Genomic DNA, 19816 nt, shown 5'->3' on the forward strand with positions numbered 1-19816 from the left:
AATTCGCACCATGACCGCCATCGCTCGTATCACCCTGCTCACGCTCGTCATGGGCCTGAGCGCTTGTGCGGTCCAGCGTCCGTCGGAGCCCTCGGCGCCGCTGCCACCGATTCCACCGTCGACCCCAACCACCAAACCGGCCCCGTCCACGCCGCCAGGCAAGCCGGCCATCCCGAACAAACCGGCCAAGCCACTGCCGCGCACTTCCGCCAGCTTCGCCCCGCCACCGGGTGGCAACAGCCATTGGGACGCCAAGCTGGGGGTCTACGTGCTGGACAACCAGACTAATACGTTCTATCGCCAGCGTACCTATTACCGCTGGAACAATGGTTGGAGTCGTTCCGTCAGCCCGAATGGCCCATGGGAAGACACCACCATCGAAGGTGTGCCGGCGGGCCTTGGACGCCAGTTTCATTGACGATGATCGTTTTCACACTGGACTGGATGTGATCGGCAACCCTGTGGCGAGGGAGCTTGCTCCCGCTGGGCTGCGAAGCAGCCCCAATCCAGCCACCGCGGTCCGTCAGGCATATTTCGTTATTCGGGTTTTACGACTGCTTCGCAGCCGAGCGGGAGCAAGCTCCCTCGCCACAATAGCGTTCGGCTCAACTTCATCAGCAGGCCGGGGATTTTGTGTTTCTGGATATTCTTTGAACGAAATTTTCACTAAATCTTGCGGACAATCCCCCGCGCTCATCTCGCCGCCGGTTATTTAATGGCAATGCCGTAGCCGTTCGTGCAACATTTGCGCACTCGCGCAAGCCCCGGGGCCAGGCTTTGGCCAACAGAGGGCGCGCCGTTGTTTCTCTTTTGTCACTCCAATTCCAATAGGGTCCTTAAACGACATGGCAATCCCGGACGCCCTGAGTCAGCAGCGCACCACGCATCGCCTGCTGCAACCGACCGTCAAATCGCACCTGGCCTACACGTTGCTTTGCGCCCTGGTGATGATGGTTATGTTAAGCCTGCTGCGCGTGGCGCTGCTGGTCTATAACCGCGAGATGATTCTCGACACCCCGGCCTCGACCTTCGTTGAAGCGTTCGCCAACGGCCTGCGCTTCGACTTGCGCCTGGTGGTCTACCTCTGCATCCCGTTGCTGCTGGCGTTGTTCAGCGCAAGGGCCATGGCTGCCCGTGGTTTTTTTCGTTTCTGGCTGACCGTCACCTCCAGCATCGCGCTGTTCCTCGGCTTGATGGAGATGGACTTCTACCGTGAATTCCACCAACGCCTCAACGGCCTGGTCTTCCAATATGTGAAGGAAGACCCGAAAACCGTGATGAGCATGCTCTGGTACGGTTTCCCGGTGGTGCGCTACCTGCTGGCCTGGGTCGGCGGCACCCTCATCCTCGCCCTGGCGTTCAAGGGCGCCGACCGCGCCACCCGTCCCCGTGGGCCGTTCAGTGGCGGTACTATCGGCACTCGGCAGATCGCCCCGTGGTATGGGCGTGTCGCGGTGTTCATGGTTTGCCTGCTGGTGGCCGTGGCCGCTGCGCGTGGCACCTTGCGCCAAGGTCCACCGCTGCGTTGGGGGGATGTCTACACCACCGATTCGAACTTCGCCAACCAGTTGGGACTCAATGGCACGTTGTCGTTGGTGGCGGCGGCCAAGAGCCGGATGTCCGAAGACCGTGACAACATCTGGAAAGCCACCCTCGAGCAGCCGCTGGCACAGCAGACCGTGCGTGACATGCTGGTGATGCCTGACGACAAACTCGTGGACACCGAGACCGCCGCCGTGCGCCGCGACTACACGCCGCCGGCGGACAAGACCCTGCCGATCAAGAACGTGGTCGTGATCCTCATGGAAAGCATGGCCGGTCACTCGGTGGGCGCCCTGGGCGCGCCGGGCAACATCACGCCTTACATGGACAAACTGTCCAAGGAAGGCCTGCTGTTCGACCGTTTCTTCTCCAACGGCACCCACACCCACCAGGGTATGTTCGCCACCATGGCGTGCTTCCCGAACCTGCCGGGTTTCGAATACCTGATGCAGACGCCGGAGGGCAGCCACAAGCTGTCAGGCTTGCCGCAACTGCTCAGCGCCCGAAACTATGACGACGTGTATGTCTACAACGGCGATTTCGCCTGGGACAACCAGTCGGGGTTCTTCAGCAGCCAGGGCATGACCAACTTCATCGGGCGTAACGACTTCGTGAACCCGGTGTTTTCCGACCCCACCTGGGGCGTGTCCGACCAAGACATGTTCGACCGTGGCCTGATCGAGCTCAAGGCACGGGAAAATGGCAAGCCGTTCTATGCCTTGCTGCAAACCCTGTCCAACCACACGCCTTATGCGTTGCCGACACCGTTGCCGGTCGAGCCGGTCACCGACCGTGGCAGCCTGAACGAACACTTGACGGCCATGCGCTACGCCGACTGGGCGCTGGGCCAGTTCTTCGAGAAAGCCCGCAAGGAGCCTTACTTCAAGGAAACCCTGTTCGTGGTGGTGGGCGACCATGGCTTTGGCAACGAACGCCAGATCACCGAAATGGACCTGGGCCGTTTCAACGTGCCGATGCTGTTGATCGGCCCGGGCGTCCAGGAAAAATTCGGCCAGCGCAGCCACACCGTGGGGACCCAGGTCGACATCGTGCCGACCATCATGGGCCGGCTCGGTGGGCAGGTACGGAACCAGTGCTGGGGTCGTGACCTGTTGAACCTGCCGGAAGGCGACACCGGGTTTGGCGTGATCAAACCGTCGGGCAGTGAACAGACGACGGCGATCATTCGCGACGACAAGATCCTGGTCCTGCCGAAGGAGAAGGAAATGCCGCCGAAGATGTACCGCTATGAACTGGGCGCCAACCCTCATGCGCAAATCATCCCGGACGCACCGGACACTGCCGAGATGAAACTCAAGCTCGAATCGTTCCTGCAAACCGCGACCAAGAGCCTGTTGGATAACACCGCCGGCGTCGTTGACGGCAAGCCGGACTGATAAACGGCGAGCATAAAAAAGAGGCCTGCGAAGGCCTCTTTTTTTTGCGCTTACTTAGTGGTTTATATCTTGCCCAGTAATAGCAGGACCAACAGCACCACCAACACTACACCAATGATACCGGACGGACCGTAACCCCAACTTCTGGAGTGTGGGAAGACCGGAAGACCACCGATCAGCAGGAGGATCAGGATGATGATAAGTATTGTGCCCATTTGTAGATTTCCTTATTGGTCAGTTTTGGAGTGTTGTAACTTCCAACTACCAGCACGCATGCGTTAAATCCGGGCGGCTTAATAAGTCCGACCGTAACGTCTGGTAAAAAATTCAAAGTTTTTGTAGCGGCTACGGTTTGCCCTCGCCATTCAGCAATTTGATGGAGCGTGGGTCCGGCAGGCGCCTTCGCTACACTCGGCCTATCTCTCCCGGAACAAGGCTGTTTGCTATGCAAAATCGCATGATGATCACTGGCGCCGGCTCCGGCCTGGGTCGCGAAATCGCGCTGCGTTGGGCCCGCGAAGGCTGGCACCTGGCCTTATCGGATGTCAGCGAACCAGGCCTTGTGGAAACCCTCAAACTCGTGCGCGCGGCGGGTGGTGACGGCTTCACCCAGCGCTGCGATGTGCGCGACTACAGTCAATTGACTGCGTTCGCCCAGGCTTGCGAAGAGAAGCTCGGCGGCATCGATATCATCGTCAACAATGCCGGCGTCGCTTCGGGCGGGTTCTTCAGCGAACTCTCCCTGGAGGATTGGGACTGGCAGATCGCGATCAACCTGATGGGCGTGGTCAAGGGCTGCAAGGCGTTCCTGCCGCTGCTGGAAAAAAGCCGCGGCAAGATCATCAACATTGCTTCCATGGCCGCTCTGATGCAGGGGCCAGCCATGAGCAACTACAACGTGGCCAAGGCCGGTGTGGTGGCGTTGTCGGAAAGCCTGCTGGTGGAACTGGCGCAGCAGGAGGTGGGCGTACACGTGGTGTGCCCGTCGTTCTTCCAGACCAATCTGCTGGACTCCTTCCGCGGTCCGACCCCGGCCATGAAAGCCCAGGTTGGCAAATTGCTGGAAAGCTCGCCGATCAGCGCCGCCGACATTGCCGACTACATCTATCAGCAAGTCGCCCAGGGCCAGTTCATGATCCTGCCCCATGAACAGGGACGCATGGCGTGGGCCCTCAAGCAGAAGAACCCACAGTTGCTGTACGACGAAATGACCGTCATGGCCGACAAGATGCGCGCCAAGGCTCGGCAGAACCTGAATTGACCTGGCTGCCCGATGTCCTCAGGATGGCGCCATTCGGCCTTCCTGATGGACATCTGCATGCTCAACTACTTGTGGTTTTTTCTCGCCGCGCTGTTTGAAATCGCCGGTTGCTACGCCTTCTGGATGTGGCTGCGCCAGGGCAAGAGCGCCTGGTGGATCGCCCCGGCGCTGCTCAGCCTGACCTTGTTCGCCCTGTTGTTGACTCGCATCGAAGCGACGTACGCGGGGCGTGCCTACGCCGCCTATGGCGGCATCTATATCATTGCCTCGATTGGCTGGCTGGCCGTGGTGGAGCGGGTCCGGCCACTGGGTTCCGACTGGATTGGCGTGGCGCTCTGCGTGTTGGGGGCGAGCGTGATTCTATTCGGCCCGCGGTTCTCGGCGTCCTGAAATAACCTACGGTCCGGCAGGGTTTTGCAGGAAGTTTCCTTCAGTCGCAAGAACTTTGCTTGTAGGGCCTTACTGAATTCTCGCCGGTGTCTTGAGAACGGAAAGCAGGCCGGGCATGGTCAGGGTCCAGACATTCTTAAGGACAAGAACCATGCTCGTATTAAGCCGCGCTGTGGGTGAGTTGATTTCCATCGGTGACGATATTTCCGTCCGTGTGCTGTCGGTCAGCGGCACCACCGTGCGTTTTGGCGTGGAAGCGCCACGGCACGTCGATGTCCATCGCTCCGAAATCTACGAAAAGATCCAGAGGAAAAAGGCCCACGCCGCCCGCAAGGCGTGTTCAGTCGAATAGGTGCTTGGGCACGTCGTGCTTGAGCATCAGTTGGCACTGTTCGCTTTCGGGGTCGAAGACGATCAACGCCTGGCCTTTGGTCAGCGCTTGCCGGACCCGTAGAACCCGCGTTTCCAGGGGCGTGTCGTCACCGTTGTCGGTGCCGTCGCGGGTCACGAAGTCCTCGATCAGGCGAGTGAGTGTGTCGACTTCGAGTTGGTCGTGGGGGATGAGCATGGGGTACCTCGGCTAGACAATGAGGCGATGCTACGGCCAATGGGCTTTTGCGGCTAGCCTTGGGTTTTGTGGGGCCTGTTCTGGCCTCATCGCGAGCAAGCTCGCTCCCACAGGGGAATGCATTTCAAGTGTGGGAGCGAGCTTGCTCGCGATGGCAATAGCCCAGACAGTGAAATGCTGGATCAACTATCCGACCGCTGCCCCACCAGGCTATCCACCGATGGCACTCGGGTATCGCTTTCCATCTGTGCATCGTGCTCGATCTGATGACTGAAGCGGTCCAGCGAGCCTTGGGCCGGTTGTGCGTCGCTGGCGAACACCGGTGGGCTGAGAATGTAGGCGCCGAGCAGGCGGCTGAGGGCGGCCAGGCTGTCGATGTGGGTGCGTTCGTAGCCATGGGTGGCGTCGCAGCCGAAGGCGAGCAGGGCGGTACGGATATCGTGGCCGGCGGTGATGGCCGAATGAGCGTCGCTGAAGTAATAGCGGAACAGGTCGCGGCGTGCCGATATGTCGTTCTCCTTGGCCAGTTTCAGCAAGTGCCGCGACAGGTGATAGTCGTAGGGGCCCCCGGAGTCCTGCATCGCCACGCTGACCGAATGTTCGCTCGAGTGCTGGCCGGGGGCGACGGGCGCGATGTCGATGCCGACGAATTCGCTGACGTCCCAGGGCAGTGCGGCCGCGGCGCCGCTGCCGGTTTCCTCGGTGATGGTGAACAGTGGGTGACAATCGATCAGCAGTTCTTCACCGCTGTCGACAATCGCCTTGAGCGCCGCCAGCAGCGCCGCGACCCCGGCCTTGTCGTCCAGGTGCCGGGCGCTGATGTGGCCGCTTTCGGTGAATTCCGGCAGGGGATCGAAGGCCACGTAATCGCCGATGCCCACCCCCAGGGTTTCGCAGTCGGCACGGGTGGCGCAATAGGCGTCCAGGCGTAATTCGATGTGGTCCCAACTGATGGGCATTTCGTCCACGGCGGTGTTGAACGCGTGCCCGGACGCCATCAATGGCAGCACGCTGCCGCGAATCACGCCGGTGTCGGTGAACAGGCTGACCCGGCTGCCTTCGGCAAACCGGCTGGACCAGCAACCTACCGGGGCCAGGGTCAGGCGACCGTTGTCCTTGATGGCCCGCACTGCGGCACCGATGGTATCCAGGTGCGCCGAGACGGCCCGGTCGGGGCTGCTCTTGCGGCCCTTGAGCGTCGCGCGGATCGTGCCGCGACGGGTCATTTCGAACGCGATACCCAGCTCCTCGAGCCGCTCGGCGACGTAGCGCACGATGGTATCGGTAAAGCCCGTAGGGCTGGGAATGGCGAGCATTTCCAGCAGGACTTTCTGCAGGTATTCGAGATCCGGTTCGGGAATTTTACTGATCATGGAAACTCCTGATGGGTTGAGCACATCGATGGTTTCGATGAGTGAGTCCGACTGTTGGATGACGGTGCCTGCACTGGCCTTATCGCGAGCAAGCTCGCTCCCATAGAGTTTTTGCAGTGAACACAGAATGTATAAACACCAAAAACTCCATGTGGGAGCGAGCTTGCTCGCGATGGGGACTGTTCAGGCACCACAGTTCTGCTAGGCCACCGTCTGGCTATGAGGAAACAACAAATCCACAAAGCGCTCGGCGGTGGGCTGGGGTTCGTGGTTGGCCAGGCCGGCGCGTTCGTTGGCTTCGATGAACACGTACTCGGGTTGATCGGCCGCCGGCACCAACAGGTCGAGGCCGACCATGGGGATGTCCAACGCCCGCGCGGCGCGCACCGCCGCATCGACGAGGGTCGGATGCAGGATGGCGGTGACATCCTCCAGCACGCCGCCGGTATGCAGGTTTGCCGTACGCCGGACGAACAGGTGTTCCCCGGCCGGCAGCACGCTGTCGTAGTCGAACCCCGCCGCGTTGAGTGTGCGCAGGGTCTCGGCATCCTTCGGGATCTTGCTTTCACCGCCCGTGGCAGCCTGCCGTCGGCGGCTTTGGGCTTCAATCAACGCGCCGATGGTGTGCCGGCCGTCGCCGATCACCTCCGCCGGACGCCGGATCGCCGCCGCCACCACTTCAAAGCCGATCACCAGGATGCGCAGGTCCAGCCCTTCGTGGAAGCTTTCCAGCAACACCTGGCTATCGAACTGCCGAGCCGTTTCGATGGCGCTCTGCACTTCCTCGATGGTGCGCAGATCCACCGCCACGCCTTGGCCCTGTTCTCCGTCCAGCGGCTTGACCACCACCCGTTCGTGCTCATCGAGGAACGCCAGGTTGTCATCGGCATTGCCCGCCAACTGTTGGGCCGGCAGGTTCAGGCCGGCGCTTTTCAGTACCTTGTGGGTCAGGCTTTTGTTCTGGCACAAGGTCATGCTGATGGCGCTGGTCAGGTCGCTCAGGGATTCGCGGCAGCGCACCCGGCGGCTGCCGTGGACCAGGGTGAACAAGCCGGCCTCGGCATCGTCCACCTGCACTTCGATGCCTCGACGGTGAGCTTCTTCGACAATGATCCGCGCATAAGGATTGAACTGCGCCTCGGGACCTGGGCCGAGGAACAACGGCTGGTTGATGCCGTTCTTGCGTTTGATGGCGAAGGTCGAGAGATTGCGAAAGCCGAGTTTGGCGTAGAGGTTTTTCGCCTGGCGATTGTCATGCAGCACCGACAGGTCGAGGTAGCTCAAGCCCCGGCTCATGAAATGCTCGATGAGGTGACGCACCAGCACTTCGCCCACACCGGGCCGTGGGCATTGCGGATCGACGGCCAGGCACCAGAGGCTGCTGCCGTTTTCCGGGTCGTTGAAGGCCTTCTGATGATTCAGGCCCATGACGCTGCCGATCACCGCACCGGTGTCGTCGTCTTCGGCCAGCCAGTAGACCGGGCCGCCCTCGTGGCGCGGGGTCAGTCGCAGCGGGTCGATGGGCAACATGCCCCGGGCCTGGTAGAGCTGGTTGATGGCCTGCCAGTCGGTCTCGCTCTGGGCCCGGCGAATCCGGAAACCGCGAAACACCCGGGTGGACTGGCGATAGTCGCTGAACCACAGGCGCAAGGTATCGGATGGATCGAGGAACAGTTGCGCCGGTTCCAACCCCAGCACTTGCTGGGGCGCGGCCACGTACAAGGCAATGTCGCGTTCACCGGGTTGTTCGTTGAGCAGTTCCCGGGCCAGGCTCGCCGGGTCCGGGAAGGTGTGGCCGATCAGCAGTCGGCCCCAGCCGCAATGCACCGCGATCGGGTCGGCGCCCAATTCGCTGCCGTCTTCGGCCAGGCGTGCCTGCAGGCGTTCGTAAGAAGGCGCCTGGCCGCGCAAGAGGCGTTGGTTGTGAACGGTTGCGTGAGGTTTCATCGATCAGATTCCTTGCTCGCTGAGCCACAGGTTCAGCGCCGCCAGTTGCCACAGTCGCGAGCCGCGCAACGGCGTGAGCTGGCCGTTGGGGTCGGTGAGCAGGCGGTCGAGCATGGCCGGGTTGAACAGGCCGCGATCCTGGCTCGGATCCAGCAGCAGCTCGCGGACCCAGGCCAGGGTATGGCCTTCCAGGTGCTTGAGGCCAGGCACTGGGAAATAACCTTTCTTGCGGTCGATCACCTCGCTGGGGATCACCCGTCGGGCGGCTTCCTTGAGCACCTGCTTGCCGCCATCGGGCAACTTGAACTGCGCCGGGACTCGGGCCGAAAGCTCGACCAAGCGGTAGTCCAGAAACGGCGTGCGCGCTTCCAGGCCCCAGGCCATGGTCATGTTGTCGACGCGCTTGACCGGGTCGTCCACCAGCATCACCGTGCTGTCCAGGCGCAGGGCCTTGTCCACCGCGGCATTGGCCCCGGGTTGGGCGAAATGTTCCTTGACGAAGTCACCGGCCGCGTCATTGGCCGTCAGCCAGTTGGGCTGCACGGTGGCCGCATATTCTTCGTAGCTGCGGTCGAAAAACGCAGCGCGATAGGCGGCGTACGGATCGCTGGCGCCATCGACCTGCGGGTACCAGTGGTAACCGGCGAACAGCTCGTCGGCGCCCTGGCCGCTTTGTACGACTTTGCAATGCTTGGCCACTTCCCGCGACAGCAGGTAGAAGGCGATGCAATCGTGGCTGACCATCGGCTCGCTCATGGCGCGGAACGCCGCGGGCAGTTGCTCGATGATCTCTTTTTCGTCGATGCGCAGTTGGTGGTGGCGGGTGCCGTAGTGCTTGGCGATCAGGTCCGAATATTGGAATTCGTCACCGCGCTCGCCGCCGGCATCCTGGAAACCGATGGAGAACGTGGACAGGTCTTCCACGCCCACTTCCCGCAACAGACCCACCAACATGCTTGAGTCGACGCCCCCGGACAGCAGCACGCCGACATCCACGGCGGCGCGCTGGCGAATGGCGACGGCTTCACGGGTGCTGTCGAGCACGCGGTCGGTCCAGTCTTCCAGGTTCAGGTGCTGTTCGTCGGCCCGAGGGCCGTAGGGCAGGGTCCACCAGGTTTTCTGCTCGGTGGTGCCGTCGGCTTCGATGCGCATCCAGGTAGCGGGCGGCAGTTTTTCAACACCGGCCAGCAAGGTACGGGGCGCCGGGACCACGGCGTGGAAATTCAGATAATGGTTGAGGGCCACCGGGTCGAGCATGGGGTTGATGTCGCCGCCCTTGAGCAGCGCCGGCAATGCCGAGGCGAAGCGTAGCCGCTGGCCGGTGCGCGACAGGTACAGCGGCTTGACGCCGAGGCGGTCGCGGGCGATGAACAGCCGCTTGGCATCGCGCTCCCAGATGGCGAACGCGAACATGCCGTTGAGCTTGGGCAGCAGTGCTTCGCCCCAGGCGTGGTAGCCCTTGAGCAGCACTTCGGTGTCGCCACCGGAATAGAAGGTGTAGCCCAGGGCTTCGAGTTCGGTGCGCAGTTCCGGGTAGTTGTAGATCGCGCCGTTGAAGGCCAGGGACAGGCCCAGTTGATTGTCGATCATCGGCTGGGCCGAGCCGTCCGACAGGTCCATGATTTTCAGGCGCCGATGGCCCAGGGCAATCGGCCCCTGGCTATGAAAACCCCACGCGTCAGGGCCGCGAGGGGCCAGGTGATGGGTGATCCGCTCTACGGCCGCAAGGTCCGCAGGTTGTTGATCGAAACGTAACTCTCCAGCTAATCCGCACATAAGTCCTTACCGGTTTTTCCGTTGGGGAGGGGTCAAGCAGCACGCGCCAAAAGGGCGGGTACCCTGAAACTGACCGGAGGGATTGCTGTGAGTTTTAGATCGATGCGTTATAAGCCGGCGGGTGGGTTGGTCTGCCATGGGATTTAAAGATAGGCGAACCTGTGGGAGCTGAGCTTGCTCGCGATGGCGGTGGATCAGCCGGCATCTTAGTAGGCTGACACATCGCCATCGCGAGCAAGCTCAGCTCCCACAGGGTTTGTTGTGAGCCATCCATCGGGGTCAGGCCTTGCCCCGAATCAAGGCCCGCAACGCAAACCGGTTCGGGTGGCAGGCCTCGGCCACGCTGCGGGGCAGTGGCAGTGGTTCGTTGTCCAGCCAGGCGGCGATCAGTTCGCCCGACAGGGGCGCGGTGATCAGGCCTCGGGAACCGTGGCCGCTGTTGATGTACAGGCCCGCGAGCCACGGGCAAGGGGCGTCCGGTACTTGGCGGGCGTCTTTGCCCAGGGCCGCATAGGTGTCGGTAAAGGCCTGGCGGTCGGCCAACGGTCCGACAATCGGCAGGTAATCCGGGCTGGTGCAGCGAAACGCCACGCGGCCTTCGAGGTGCTCCGGGTCCAAGGTAGCGGCGTTCAAGCGCTGCACCAGGTCTTGGGAGATTTCTTCGAGCATCTGCAGGTTGCCGGCGTGCTCGGCGGCGGTGGGGGTCAGGTCGTCGCTGTTGAAGTCGAAACTGGCGCCCAGGGTGTGTTCGCCCTGCCGCGGCGGCGCCACATAACCTTCGGCGCAGACCACCGTCGCCAGGCTCTGGCTGCGGTGGGTTTGCGGCAGACGGGTGATCTGCCCGCGAATGCGCTTGAGCGGCAAGTCGGCAGCCGGTTCGAAGCGTTTGATCTCGGCAGCACTGGCGAGAATCACCACCGGTGCGCTGGCCAGGCAGCGTTCGCTGTCCCACGCCTGCCATTGGCCGTCGACGCGGCGCAAGTGCAGCACGTCATGATGGGGTTGCACATCGATCGCCGGTCCTGAGGCTTGCCAGCGACACAATGCTGGCGGATGCACCCAGCCGCCCTCGGGATAAAACAAGCCTCCACAGGCCAGGCCGATGCCGGATCGGGCCTGGGCTTCGGACTGATCCAGGGTGTGCAGTAAATCCGTTGGGAACGCCTCGGCCAGTTGTGCCTGGCGTTCGGTTTCCTTGCTGTTGAAGGCCAACTGCAAAACGCCACAGGCATCCCAGTCAACGCCGCGTTGCAGTTGCTCCAGCACGCGTCGGGTGTAGCCGAAGCCGCTGAGGATCATCTGCGACAATGCGGTGCCGTGGGCCGACAACTTGAGGTACAGCACGCCCTGGGGGTTGCCGGAGGCCTCCTCGGCCAACCCGGCATGCCGCTCCAGCAGTGTCACCTGCCAGCCACGGGCGGCGAGGCTCGCCGCGCTGGCACAACCGGCCAGGCCACCGCCGATCACCAGGGCCCGGCGCTCGCCGGTGGGTGGCACGGGGCGGGCGTACCAGGGTTTTGCCGGGGACGGCGTCGGTGTCTGCTCCGGCCAGCCAAGAAACACGCCCCGCAGGATTTCCCACTTATGGCCGATCCCCGGCGTGCGCTTCATCTTGAAGCCCGCCGCGTTCAGCAGGCGCCGGACCCAACCGGTGCTGGTGAAAGTACTGAGGGTGGCGCCGGGTGCGGCCAGCCGGGCCAGTTCGGCGAACAGCTCGGCGGTCCACATCTCTGGGTTTCGGGCCGGTGCGAAACCGTCCAGGAACCAGGCATCGATCTGCCCGTCCAACTGCGGCAACTGCTCCAGGGCATCGCCGATCAACAGGGTCAGCGTCACCCGCCCATTGGCCAGGACCAGGCGCTGGAAACCCTGATGGATCGCCACGTATTGCCCAAGCAGTTGCTCGGCCTGGAGGGCGAGCTGCGGCCAGAGGGCCAGGGCCCGACACAGGTCCTGCGGGTTCAATGGATACTTCTCGACGCTGACGAAATGCAGCCGCGCCCCGGACGGCGCGCATTGTTCGAACAACTGCCAGGCGCAGAGGAAGTTCAAGCCGGTGCCAAAGCCGGTTTCGCCGATCACCAGGCGCCCGTCGGCGGGCAGCGCGGCAAAGCGCTCGGCCAGGTTGTTCTGCTCGAGGAACACGTAACGGGTTTCTTCCAGCCCGGACTGATCGGAGAAATACACGTCGTCGAACACCCGCGAACGCGGGCGACCCTGGTCGTCCCAGTCGAGTTGGGCGTGGTGCTGTACAGGCGTCATGGCAGGCTCGGTCGAAACAAGGTAGCCATTCTAGCCGATCGATTACCGATTGCTCCTGTGCATACGCATCCGTAGGAGCTGACGAGTGCAACGAGGCTGCGATCTTTCGCGCGAGACTCAATTGACCGGGACAAGATCGCAGCCTCGTTGCACTCGACAGCTCCTACACAGCTCCTACACGGGCCGCATCCAATCCGCTAGTCTTGCCCCAATCCCTGGAAGGAGCTGTCCATGTTCGAATCCGCTGAAATCGGTCACGTCATCGATAAAGACACCTTTGAAGCCGAGGTGCCGGCCCTGCGTGAAGCACTGCTGGAAGCGCAGTTCGAGTTGCAGCAACAGGGTCGGTTTCCGGTCATCGTGTTGATCAACGGCATCGAAGGCGCGGGCAAGGGCGAGACGGTGAAGTTGCTCAATGAATGGATGGACCCGCGGCTGATCGAAGTGCGCACCTTCGACCAGCAGACCGACGAGGAGCTGGCGCGGCCTCCCGCGTGGCGTTATTGGCGGATGCTGCCGGCCAAGGGGCGCATGGGGATTTTCTTCGGCAACTGGTACAGCCAGATGCTGCAAGGCCGGGTCCATGGCGAATTCAAGGACCCACGGCTCGACCAGGCGATCGCCGGTGCCGAGCGCCTGGAAAAAATGCTCTGCGATGAAGGCGCGCTGATCTTCAAGTTCTGGTTCCACCTGTCCAAGAAACAGATGAAGGCCCGGCTCAAGGGGCTCAAGGATGACCCGCTGCACAGTTGGCGCATCAGCCCGCTGGATTGGCAGCAATCCCAGACCTATGACAAGTTCGTCAAATACGGCGAGCGTGTGCTGCGCCGCACCAGTCGCGATTACGCGCCCTGGCATGTGATCGAAGGCATGGACAGCTGTTATCGCAGCCTCACCGTCGGGCGGATCCTGCTCGACGGTTTGCGCCAGGCCCTGGACCGGCCGAAGATCAAGCCGCAAAAGGTCAGCGTGGCGCCGCTGCCCGAGTTGGATGGCCAGATCACGTTGCTCGACAGCCTGGACATGACCCGGCGCCTGGACAAGGCCGACTACGAAGAGCAACTGATCACCGAGCAGGCGCGCTTCGCCGGGCTGCTGCGGGACAAACGCATGCGCCAGCATGCCCTGGTGGCGGTGTTCGAAGGCAACGACGCGGCGGGCAAGGGCGGGGCGATCCGGCGGGTCACGGCGGCCCTGGACCCGCGCCAATACAGCATCGTGCCCATTGCCGCACCCACGGAAGAAGAGCGCGCCCACCCCTACATGTGGCGGTTCTGGCGGCATATTCCCGCACGCGGCAAGTTCACCATGTTCGACCGCTCCTGGTACGGCCGGGTGCTGGTGGAGCGGGTCGAAGGGTTTTGCAGCCAGGCCGACTGGCTGCGGGCCTACGGGGAAATCAACGATTTCGAGGAACAGCTCGCCGATGCCGGCGTGGTGGTGGTCAAGTTCTGGCTGGCCATCGACAAGGAAACCCAACTGGAGCGTTTCCAGGAGCGCGAGGACATCCCGTTCAAGCGCTTCAAGATCACCGAGGATGACTGGCGCAACCGCGACAAGTGGGATGCCTACCGCGCCGCGGTGTGCGACATGGTCGACCGCACCAGCACCGAGATTGCCCCCTGGACCTTGGTGGAGGCCAACGACAAGCGCTGGGCGCGGGTCAAGGTGTTGCGCACCCTCAACCAGGCGCTGGAGGCGGCTTTCGAGCGCAGTGCGAGACAGGCTCGCAAGAAGAAGCGCTAGGGCGATGGGCGCGCATACGCGAGGTGAATGATTGTCGCGGTCGGTTATCCAGTGGATCTATGCTCGATCCACTCTCAACCGACTACAACAATGAGGTACAGCCATGCGTGAAGTGGTGATCGTCGACAGCGTACGGACCGGCCTGGCCAAGTCCTTTCGTGGCAAGTTCAACATGACCCGTCCGGATGACATGGCGGCCCATTGCGTCAATGCCTTGCTGGCGCGCAACGACATCAACCCGGCCAGTGTCGAGGACTGCATCGTCGGGGCCGGGTCCAATGAAGGTGCCCAGGGCTACAACATCGGGCGCAACGTGGCGGTGCTCTCGCAATTGGGCATCGGCACGGCCGGCATGACCCTCAACCGCTTCTGTTCTTCGGGCCTGCAAGCCATTGCCATCGCCGCCAACCAGATCGCTTCCGGTTGCAGCGACATCATCGTGGCCGGCGGGGTGGAGTCCATCAGCCTGACGATGAAAAGCGTCAACACCGACAACCTGATCAACCCGCTGCTCAAGGAACAGGTGCCCGGGATTTATTTTCCCATGGGCCAGACCGCCGAGATCGTCGCCCGCCGCTACCAGGTCAGCCGCGAGGAGCAGGATCGCTACGCCTTGCAGAGCCAGCAACGCACCGCCAAGGCACAGGCGGCGGGGTTGTTCGATGACGAAATCATTCCGATGGCGGTCAAGTACCGGGTCGAGGACAAGAACACGGGTGCCGTGCAGATCCTGGACGGTGTGGTCGATCACGACGATTGCAACCGCCCGGACACCACCTATGAAAGCCTGGCCGGCCTGAAACCGGTGTTCGCCGAAGACGGCTCGGTGACGGCGGGCAACTCCTCGCAGTTGTCCGACGGGGCCTCGATGACCTTGGTGATGAGCCTGGAAAAGGCCCTGGCCCTGGGGCTCAAGCCCAAGGCGTTTTTCCGCGGCTTTACGGTGGCCGGTTGCGAGCCGGACGAAATGGGCATCGGCCCGGTGTTTTCGGTGCCCAAGCTGCTCAAGGCCAAGGGCTTGCAGATCGCCGATATCGACCTGTGGGAACTCAACGAGGCGTTCGCTTCCCAATGCCTGTACAGCCGCGACCGGCTGGAAATCGATCCGCAGAAATACAACGTCAACGGCGGCTCGATCTCCATCGGCCATCCATTCGGCATGACCGGTTCGCGGCAGGTGGGGCATCTGGTGCGTGAGCTGCAACGGCGCAACCTGCGTTACGGCATCGTGACCATGTGCGTGGGCGGCGGGATGGGGGCTACGGGGTTGTTCGAGGCGGTGAGATAACCACGGGCTTAGGGAGGTCGGCGGCTTTTGTGGCCAGGGAGCTTGTGTGGCGAGGGAGCTTGCTCCCGCTCGGCTGCGAAGCAGTCGTTAACCTGTCGATGCGGTTTATTGGCGGGGCAGAAGGGCCGCTTCGCGACCCAGCGGGAGCAAGCTCCCTCGCCACAAGAGAGCGGTACGCTAGCTGGCGACCTGAGTCAGTTGCAGCATTCGCTGTACATACGCCTCCACTTCCCGCAACGCATCCTCGCGACTGGCGAACGGTCCTTCCTGGGTGCCTTCCCGGGTGTTGAAGTAAAATTCGCCGTTTATCCGGCAAATCCGGTCACTGGGAAAGACCATCGCAGGGGCGAGGTCCTGGGCGCGTTTGCCGAGCATGAGGGGCTCCAAAAGAGGCGGCTGGATCAGGTTGAGTGAAGTTTAGGAGCTGGCGTTGACGGCTGCTTGGCGAACCGATAGGCGGCCATGTGCCATATCCGTGCCCGGTTCAATTAATCCCCAACTGTTCCTGTGTTGCTGGGCGATAGACGCCTAGAATGGGCGTTCTTTGTCTTGGGCTTCGAGGGTTGCATGCACATATCGTCCGGTCGCTGGGTCTATGGCTTGTTCCTTGCCCTGTTGACTGCCCTGCTCTGGGGAATCCTGCCGATCAAGCTCAAGCAAGTGCTGCAAGTGATGGACCCGGTCACCGTGACCTGGTTTCGCTTGCTGGTGTCCGGCGGTTTGCTGTTCATCTATTTGGCGGCCACCCGGCGCCTGCCCAGTCGCAAGGTGCTCGGCCCTCGCGGCGGCTGGCTGGTGGCGATGGCGGTGCTCGGGCTGGTGGGCAACTACGTGTTGTACCTGATGGGCCTGAATCGCTTGAGCCCCGGCACCGCGCAACTGGTGGTGCAGATGGGGCCGATCATGTTGCTGGTCGCCAGCCTGTTCGTGTTCAAGGAGCGGTTCAGCGTGGGGCAGGGCATCGGCCTGCTGGTGTTGCTGATCGGTTTCACGCTGTTTTTCAACCAGCGCCTGGGCGAGTTGCTGACGTCCCTGAGCGACTACACCGCCGGGGTGCTGATGGTGTTGCTGGCGTCGACGGTATGGACGTTCTATGCCCTGGGCCAGAAGCAATTGTTGACGGTGTGGAACTCGTTGCAGGTGATGATGGTGATCTACCTGTTCTGCGCGCTGCTGCTCACACCCTGGGTGCATCCGTTGGAGGCGCTGCAATTGAGCCCGTTGCAAGGCTGGTTGTTGCTCGCTTGTTGCCTCAACACCCTGATTGCCTATGGCGCGTTCGCCGAAGCCCTGGCCCATTGGGAAGCGTCGCGGGTCAGCGCGACCCTGGCGATCACGCCGCTGGTGACCTTCGCCGCGGTGGCGATGGCGGCCTGGTGGTGGCCTGATTATGTCCATGCCGAGCAGATCAACCTGCTGGGCTATGGCGGGGCGGTGCTGGTGGTCCTGGGGTCGGCGCTGGTCGCCCTGGGGCCCTCGCTGATCGCCGGGCTCAGGGCCCGGCGCGAGCGTTTGGCTGTCGGGCGTTAGCCCCCTGTGGGAGCGAGCCTGCTCGCGATAGCGGCTCACGAGTCAACAGTGATGCCGAGCCTGCCGGCCTCATCGCGAGCAAGCTCGCTCCCACAGTGGATCTTCAGTGGATGTAATGTCGCGGTCCACGCTGGCCTGTGGGAGCGAGCTTGCTCGCGATAGCGCACTATCGATCAAGGCAAAACTCAGCCCTGGCTACCCGCTTCCAGCATATTCTCCGGCCTCACCCAGGCATCGAACTCTTCATCGGTGAGATACCCCAACTGCAACGCCGCTTCGCGCAAGGTCAGCCCTTCACCGTAGGCTTTCTTGGCGATTTCCGCTGACTTGTCGTAGCCGATGTGCGGGTTCAGCGCGGTTACCAGCATCAACCCACGTTCCAGGTGCGCGGCCATCTGCTCGGTGTCCGGTTCGAGCCCGGCGATGCAGTGCTGCTGGAAGTTGCTGCAGCCATCGGCCAACAGGCGAATCGATTGCAGCAGGTTGTGGATGATCACCGGTTTGAACACGTTCAACTGCAGATGCCCCTGGCTGGCGGCAAAACCGATGGTCACGTCGTTGCCCATGACCTGGCAGGCCAGCATCGACAAGGCTTCGCACTGGGTCGGGTTGACCTTGCCGGGCATGATGGAACTGCCCGGTTCGTTGGCCGGCAATTTCACCTCGGCGAACCCGGCCCGTGGCCCGGAGCCCAACAGGCGCAGGTCGTTGGCGATTTTCATCAGGGTCACGGCGAGGGTTTTCAGCGCGCCGGACAACGAGGTCAGGGGTTCATGGCCGGCCAGCGCGGCAAACTTGTTGGGTGCGGTGACGAACGGCAGGCCCGACAGCGCCGCCAGTTCTGCGGCAATCGCTTCGCCGAACCCATGGGGTGAATTGAGCCCGGTGCCCACTGCCGTGCCGCCCTGGGCCAGTTCGCAGACCGCCGGTAGCGCGGCGCGAATCGCCCGTTCGGCGTAATCGAGCTGGGCAATGAACGCCGACAGTTCCTGGCCAAAGGTGATCGGCGTGGCATCCATCATGTGGGTACGGCCGGTCTTGACCAGCTTCATGTGGCGCGCGGCCAGTTCCGCGAGACCGCCGGACAGCTCGCCGATGGCCGGCAACAATTGCTGATGGACGGCCTGGGCGGCGGCGATGTGCATCGCGGTGGGGAAGCAGTCGTTGGAACTCTGCGAGCGGTTGACGTGGTCGTTGGGGTGCACCGGGCTCTTGCCGCCGCGGGGGTTGCCGGCCAGTTCGTTGGCGCGTCCGGCGATCACTTCGTTGACGTTCATGTTGCTCTGGGTCCCGCTGCCGGTCTGCCAGACCACCAGCGGGAATTGGTCGTCGTGCTGGCCGTCCAGCACTTCGTCGGCGGCCTGTTCGATCAGGCGGGCGATGTCGGCGGGGAGGTCGCCATTGCGATCATTGACCCGCGCGGCGGCCTTCTTGATCAGCGCCAGGGCGTGCAACACCGACAGCGGCATGCGTTCGTTGCCAATGGCGAAGTTGATCATGGAACGCTGCGTCTGCGCGCCCCAGTAGGCGTCGTCCGGGACTTCAACCTGGCCAAGGCTGTCGGTTTCGATACGGCTCATCGGGTCAAACTCCTTAAAGGCTGAATGCGCAGTTTAGGCCCAGATGGGCGGCTCCGGTTCCCTCAATCATCCCTCAATTCAGCAACGGCGGCTTCGGCCCGTCAATCGGACCCGACAACCGTCGGGGTTGAGCCCCGGCGTTTTTTAGGCGCAGAATGGTCGCCCTTGGGGTTTTACCTCGCCTGTAATGAAAGGAAACTCGATGACCCGTCTTCGTGCCATCTGTACCGCAGTTGCTCTGGTGTGTGCCAGCGGCCCTGTTTTCGCCGATACCGCCAGCCACAACGCCAGCGCCGAAGCGTTCCTGACCCTGGCGCACGCTGACAAACTGGGCACTCCGGTGTACATGCAAGTGCAGCAGATGTTTGCCCAGCGCTTTGAACAGACCAAGGCCCCTGAGTCGAAAAAAGCCACCCTGGAAACCTACCAGGCCAAGGCCAATGCCGCGCTGGACCAAGCCATCGGCTGGAACAAGCTCAAGCCGGACATGGTCAAGCTCTACACCAGCAACTTCAACGAATCGGAGCTCAAGGACCTGGTCGCTTTCTACCAGTCGCCATTGGGCAAGAAAGTCCTGGAAAAAATGCCACAGTTGACCCAGCAATCGGCCCAGCTGACCCAGGCCAAGCTTGAAAGCGCGGTGCCAGTGGTCAACAAGCTGCTGGCCGACATGACGGCCGAGCTCGAGCCAAAAGCCGCTGCTCCAGCCAAGAAAAAGCCGTAAGCGGAGCCCGGTATGAGCATGCAACAACGCATCGAATCAACGCTTGGGCTGTTGCAGCCCGAGCATTTGCAAGTGCTGGATGAAAGCCACATGCACAGCCGTGGCCTGCAGACCCACTTCAAGGCCGTGGTGGTCAGCCAGCAGTTCGAAGGGCTCAATCGCGTCAAGCGTCACCAGAAAGTCTATGGCACGCTGGGCGAGCTGATGGGCGAATTCCATGCGTTGGCGCTGCACACCTACACACCCGAGGAGTGGGCCCAGATCGACGCCGCCCCGGCTTCGCCGACCTGTGCCGGTGGCAGCAAGCACTGAAAGTGGTTGTTTGTCGCGCGGATGCTTGTTGTGGCGAGGGAGCTTGCTCCCGCTGGACCGCGAAGCGGTCCCCTGGAAACTGATCCAGACGACGGCTTCGCCGCCGAGCGGGAGCAAGCT

Annotated in this window: 18 protein-coding genes; 10 read left to right on the forward strand and 8 right to left on the reverse strand. The window is 62.4% G+C overall.

Annotated elements, in window-relative coordinates:
* Window positions 1-10: 10 nt before the first annotated feature.
* Window positions 11-418 carry a hypothetical protein gene (locus J4E63_RS05650; protein ID WP_060738618.1) on the forward strand — a complete coding sequence of 136 codons (408 nt, stop codon included), beginning with the start codon at window positions 11-13 and terminating at the stop codon, window positions 416-418.
* A gap of 427 nt (window positions 419-845) precedes the next feature.
* Window positions 846-2939 carry an LTA synthase family protein gene (locus tag J4E63_RS05655; protein WP_207281331.1) on the forward strand — a complete coding sequence of 698 codons (2094 nt, stop codon included), beginning with the start codon at window positions 846-848 and terminating at the stop codon, window positions 2937-2939.
* A gap of 62 nt (window positions 2940-3001) precedes the next feature.
* Here J4E63_RS05655 and J4E63_RS05660 read toward each other — a convergent pair whose 3' ends face one another.
* The gene (locus J4E63_RS05660) at window positions 3002-3154 is read right to left on the reverse strand and encodes a DUF3309 family protein (protein ID WP_003183939.1); all 153 of its coding nucleotides are present in this window, start codon (window positions 3152-3154) and stop codon (window positions 3002-3004) included.
* 230 nt (window positions 3155-3384) lie between these two features.
* Between J4E63_RS05660 and J4E63_RS05665 the strand changes: the two genes are divergently transcribed.
* The 3 genes from J4E63_RS05665 to csrA all read left to right on the forward strand — a co-directional run bounded on the left by J4E63_RS05665 (window position 3385) and on the right by csrA (window position 4942).
* Window positions 3385-4200, forward strand: a complete 816-nt coding sequence (locus J4E63_RS05665) for an SDR family oxidoreductase (protein ID WP_103307863.1) — start codon at window positions 3385-3387, stop codon at window positions 4198-4200.
* 57 nt (window positions 4201-4257) lie between these two features.
* On the forward strand, window positions 4258-4590 hold the full coding sequence (locus J4E63_RS05670) for a YnfA family protein (protein ID WP_092441333.1): 333 nt from the start codon (window positions 4258-4260) through the stop codon (window positions 4588-4590).
* Between the two features lie 151 nt (window positions 4591-4741).
* The gene (csrA, locus tag J4E63_RS05675) at window positions 4742-4942 is read left to right on the forward strand and encodes a carbon storage regulator CsrA (protein ID WP_060738615.1); all 201 of its coding nucleotides are present in this window, start codon (window positions 4742-4744) and stop codon (window positions 4940-4942) included.
* On the opposite strand, the gene J4E63_RS05680 is transcribed toward csrA, so the two are convergent.
* The 5 genes from J4E63_RS05680 to mnmC all read right to left on the reverse strand — a co-directional run bounded on the left by J4E63_RS05680 (window position 4931) and on the right by mnmC (window position 12516).
* Window positions 4931-5158: a YheU family protein gene (locus J4E63_RS05680; protein WP_003199186.1), complete on the reverse strand. Its 228-nt coding sequence runs from the start codon at window positions 5156-5158 to the stop codon at window positions 4931-4933. The two genes, csrA and J4E63_RS05680, sit on opposite strands and share 12 nt — an antisense overlap.
* 182 nt (window positions 5159-5340) lie before the next feature.
* A complete protein-coding gene (locus J4E63_RS05685; RefSeq protein ID WP_060738614.1) occupies window positions 5341-6531 on the reverse strand; it encodes an osmoprotectant NAGGN system M42 family peptidase in 1191 nt (396 codons plus the stop codon).
* 201 nt (window positions 6532-6732) lie between these two features.
* Window positions 6733-8478, reverse strand: coding sequence for an N-acetylglutaminylglutamine synthetase (gene ngg, locus J4E63_RS05690; RefSeq protein ID WP_207281332.1), 1746 nt, complete (start codon window positions 8476-8478; stop codon window positions 6733-6735).
* Between the two features lie 3 nt (window positions 8479-8481).
* A complete protein-coding gene (locus J4E63_RS05695) occupies window positions 8482-10254 on the reverse strand; it encodes an N-acetylglutaminylglutamine amidotransferase (protein ID WP_207281333.1) in 1773 nt (590 codons plus the stop codon).
* 279 nt (window positions 10255-10533) lie between these two features.
* A complete protein-coding gene (mnmC, locus tag J4E63_RS05700; protein ID WP_207281334.1) occupies window positions 10534-12516 on the reverse strand; it encodes a bifunctional tRNA (5-methylaminomethyl-2-thiouridine)(34)-methyltransferase MnmD/FAD-dependent 5-carboxymethylaminomethyl-2-thiouridine(34) oxidoreductase MnmC in 1983 nt (660 codons plus the stop codon).
* Between the two features lie 231 nt (window positions 12517-12747).
* Between mnmC and pap the strand changes: the two genes are divergently transcribed.
* Both pap and J4E63_RS05710 read left to right on the forward strand, forming a co-directional pair.
* On the forward strand, window positions 12748-14262 hold the full coding sequence (gene pap / locus J4E63_RS05705; protein ID WP_192259499.1) for a polyphosphate:AMP phosphotransferase: 1515 nt from the start codon (window positions 12748-12750) through the stop codon (window positions 14260-14262).
* A 103-nt stretch (window positions 14263-14365) separates the two neighbouring features.
* Window positions 14366-15550, forward strand: a complete 1185-nt coding sequence (locus J4E63_RS05710) for a thiolase family protein (protein ID WP_192259501.1) — start codon at window positions 14366-14368, stop codon at window positions 15548-15550.
* A gap of 177 nt (window positions 15551-15727) precedes the next feature.
* On the opposite strand, the gene J4E63_RS05715 is transcribed toward J4E63_RS05710, so the two are convergent.
* Entirely contained in the window at window positions 15728-15925 is a 198-nt protein-coding gene (locus J4E63_RS05715; protein WP_060738608.1) for a DUF6316 family protein, read from the reverse strand.
* Window positions 15926-16117: 192 nt separating this feature from the next.
* On the opposite strand from J4E63_RS05715, the gene J4E63_RS05720 reads away from it, so the two are divergent.
* Window positions 16118-17080 (forward strand): DMT family transporter, encoded by a 963-nt coding sequence (locus J4E63_RS05720; protein WP_041475797.1) that lies wholly within the window; start codon window positions 16118-16120, stop codon window positions 17078-17080.
* A gap of 185 nt (window positions 17081-17265) precedes the next feature.
* On the opposite strand, the gene J4E63_RS05725 is transcribed toward J4E63_RS05720, so the two are convergent.
* Window positions 17266-18660, reverse strand: a complete 1395-nt coding sequence (locus J4E63_RS05725; RefSeq protein ID WP_207281335.1) for a class II fumarate hydratase — start codon at window positions 18658-18660, stop codon at window positions 17266-17268.
* 202 nt (window positions 18661-18862) lie between these two features.
* Between J4E63_RS05725 and J4E63_RS05730 the strand changes: the two genes are divergently transcribed.
* The gene (locus J4E63_RS05730) at window positions 18863-19384 is read left to right on the forward strand and encodes a DUF2059 domain-containing protein (protein WP_092167494.1); all 522 of its coding nucleotides are present in this window, start codon (window positions 18863-18865) and stop codon (window positions 19382-19384) included.
* Between the two features lie 12 nt (window positions 19385-19396).
* Complete coding sequence (locus J4E63_RS05735; RefSeq protein ID WP_014337210.1) at window positions 19397-19696, forward strand: BolA family transcriptional regulator; 300 nt, start codon at window positions 19397-19399, stop codon at window positions 19694-19696.
* Window positions 19697-19816: the final 120 nt, after the last annotated feature.

The sequence above is a fragment of the Pseudomonas sp. FW300-N2F2 genome (genome assembly GCF_017351655.1).
Taxonomy (GTDB): Bacteria; Pseudomonadota; Gammaproteobacteria; order Pseudomonadales; family Pseudomonadaceae; genus Aquipseudomonas; species Aquipseudomonas fluorescens_AA.

Coding starts and splice junctions, on each gene's coding strand:
- J4E63_RS05650 (WP_060738618.1), top strand. CDS start 11: ATGACCGCCATCGCTCGTATCACCCTGCTCACGCTCGTCATGGGCCTG.
- J4E63_RS05655 (WP_207281331.1), top strand. CDS start 846: ATGGCAATCCCGGACGCCCTGAGTCAGCAGCGCACCACGCATCGCCTG.
- J4E63_RS05660 (WP_003183939.1), bottom strand. CDS start 3,154: ATGGGCACAATACTTATCATCATCCTGATCCTCCTGCTGATCGGTGGT.
- J4E63_RS05665 (WP_103307863.1), top strand. CDS start 3,385: ATGCAAAATCGCATGATGATCACTGGCGCCGGCTCCGGCCTGGGTCGC.
- J4E63_RS05670 (WP_092441333.1), top strand. CDS start 4,258: ATGCTCAACTACTTGTGGTTTTTTCTCGCCGCGCTGTTTGAAATCGCC.
- csrA (WP_060738615.1), top strand. CDS start 4,742: ATGCTCGTATTAAGCCGCGCTGTGGGTGAGTTGATTTCCATCGGTGAC.
- J4E63_RS05680 (WP_003199186.1), bottom strand. CDS start 5,158: ATGCTCATCCCCCACGACCAACTCGAAGTCGACACACTCACTCGCCTG.
- J4E63_RS05685 (WP_060738614.1), bottom strand. CDS start 6,531: ATGATCAGTAAAATTCCCGAACCGGATCTCGAATACCTGCAGAAAGTC.
- ngg (WP_207281332.1), bottom strand. CDS start 8,478: ATGAAACCTCACGCAACCGTTCACAACCAACGCCTCTTGCGCGGCCAG.
- J4E63_RS05695 (WP_207281333.1), bottom strand. CDS start 10,254: ATGTGCGGATTAGCTGGAGAGTTACGTTTCGATCAACAACCTGCGGAC.
- mnmC (WP_207281334.1), bottom strand. CDS start 12,516: ATGACGCCTGTACAGCACCACGCCCAACTCGACTGGGACGACCAGGGT.
- pap (WP_192259499.1), top strand. CDS start 12,748: ATGTTCGAATCCGCTGAAATCGGTCACGTCATCGATAAAGACACCTTT.
- J4E63_RS05710 (WP_192259501.1), top strand. CDS start 14,366: ATGCGTGAAGTGGTGATCGTCGACAGCGTACGGACCGGCCTGGCCAAG.
- J4E63_RS05715 (WP_060738608.1), bottom strand. CDS start 15,925: ATGCTCGGCAAACGCGCCCAGGACCTCGCCCCTGCGATGGTCTTTCCC.
- J4E63_RS05720 (WP_041475797.1), top strand. CDS start 16,118: ATGCACATATCGTCCGGTCGCTGGGTCTATGGCTTGTTCCTTGCCCTG.
- J4E63_RS05725 (WP_207281335.1), bottom strand. CDS start 18,660: ATGAGCCGTATCGAAACCGACAGCCTTGGCCAGGTTGAAGTCCCGGAC.
- J4E63_RS05730 (WP_092167494.1), top strand. CDS start 18,863: ATGACCCGTCTTCGTGCCATCTGTACCGCAGTTGCTCTGGTGTGTGCC.
- J4E63_RS05735 (WP_014337210.1), top strand. CDS start 19,397: ATGAGCATGCAACAACGCATCGAATCAACGCTTGGGCTGTTGCAGCCC.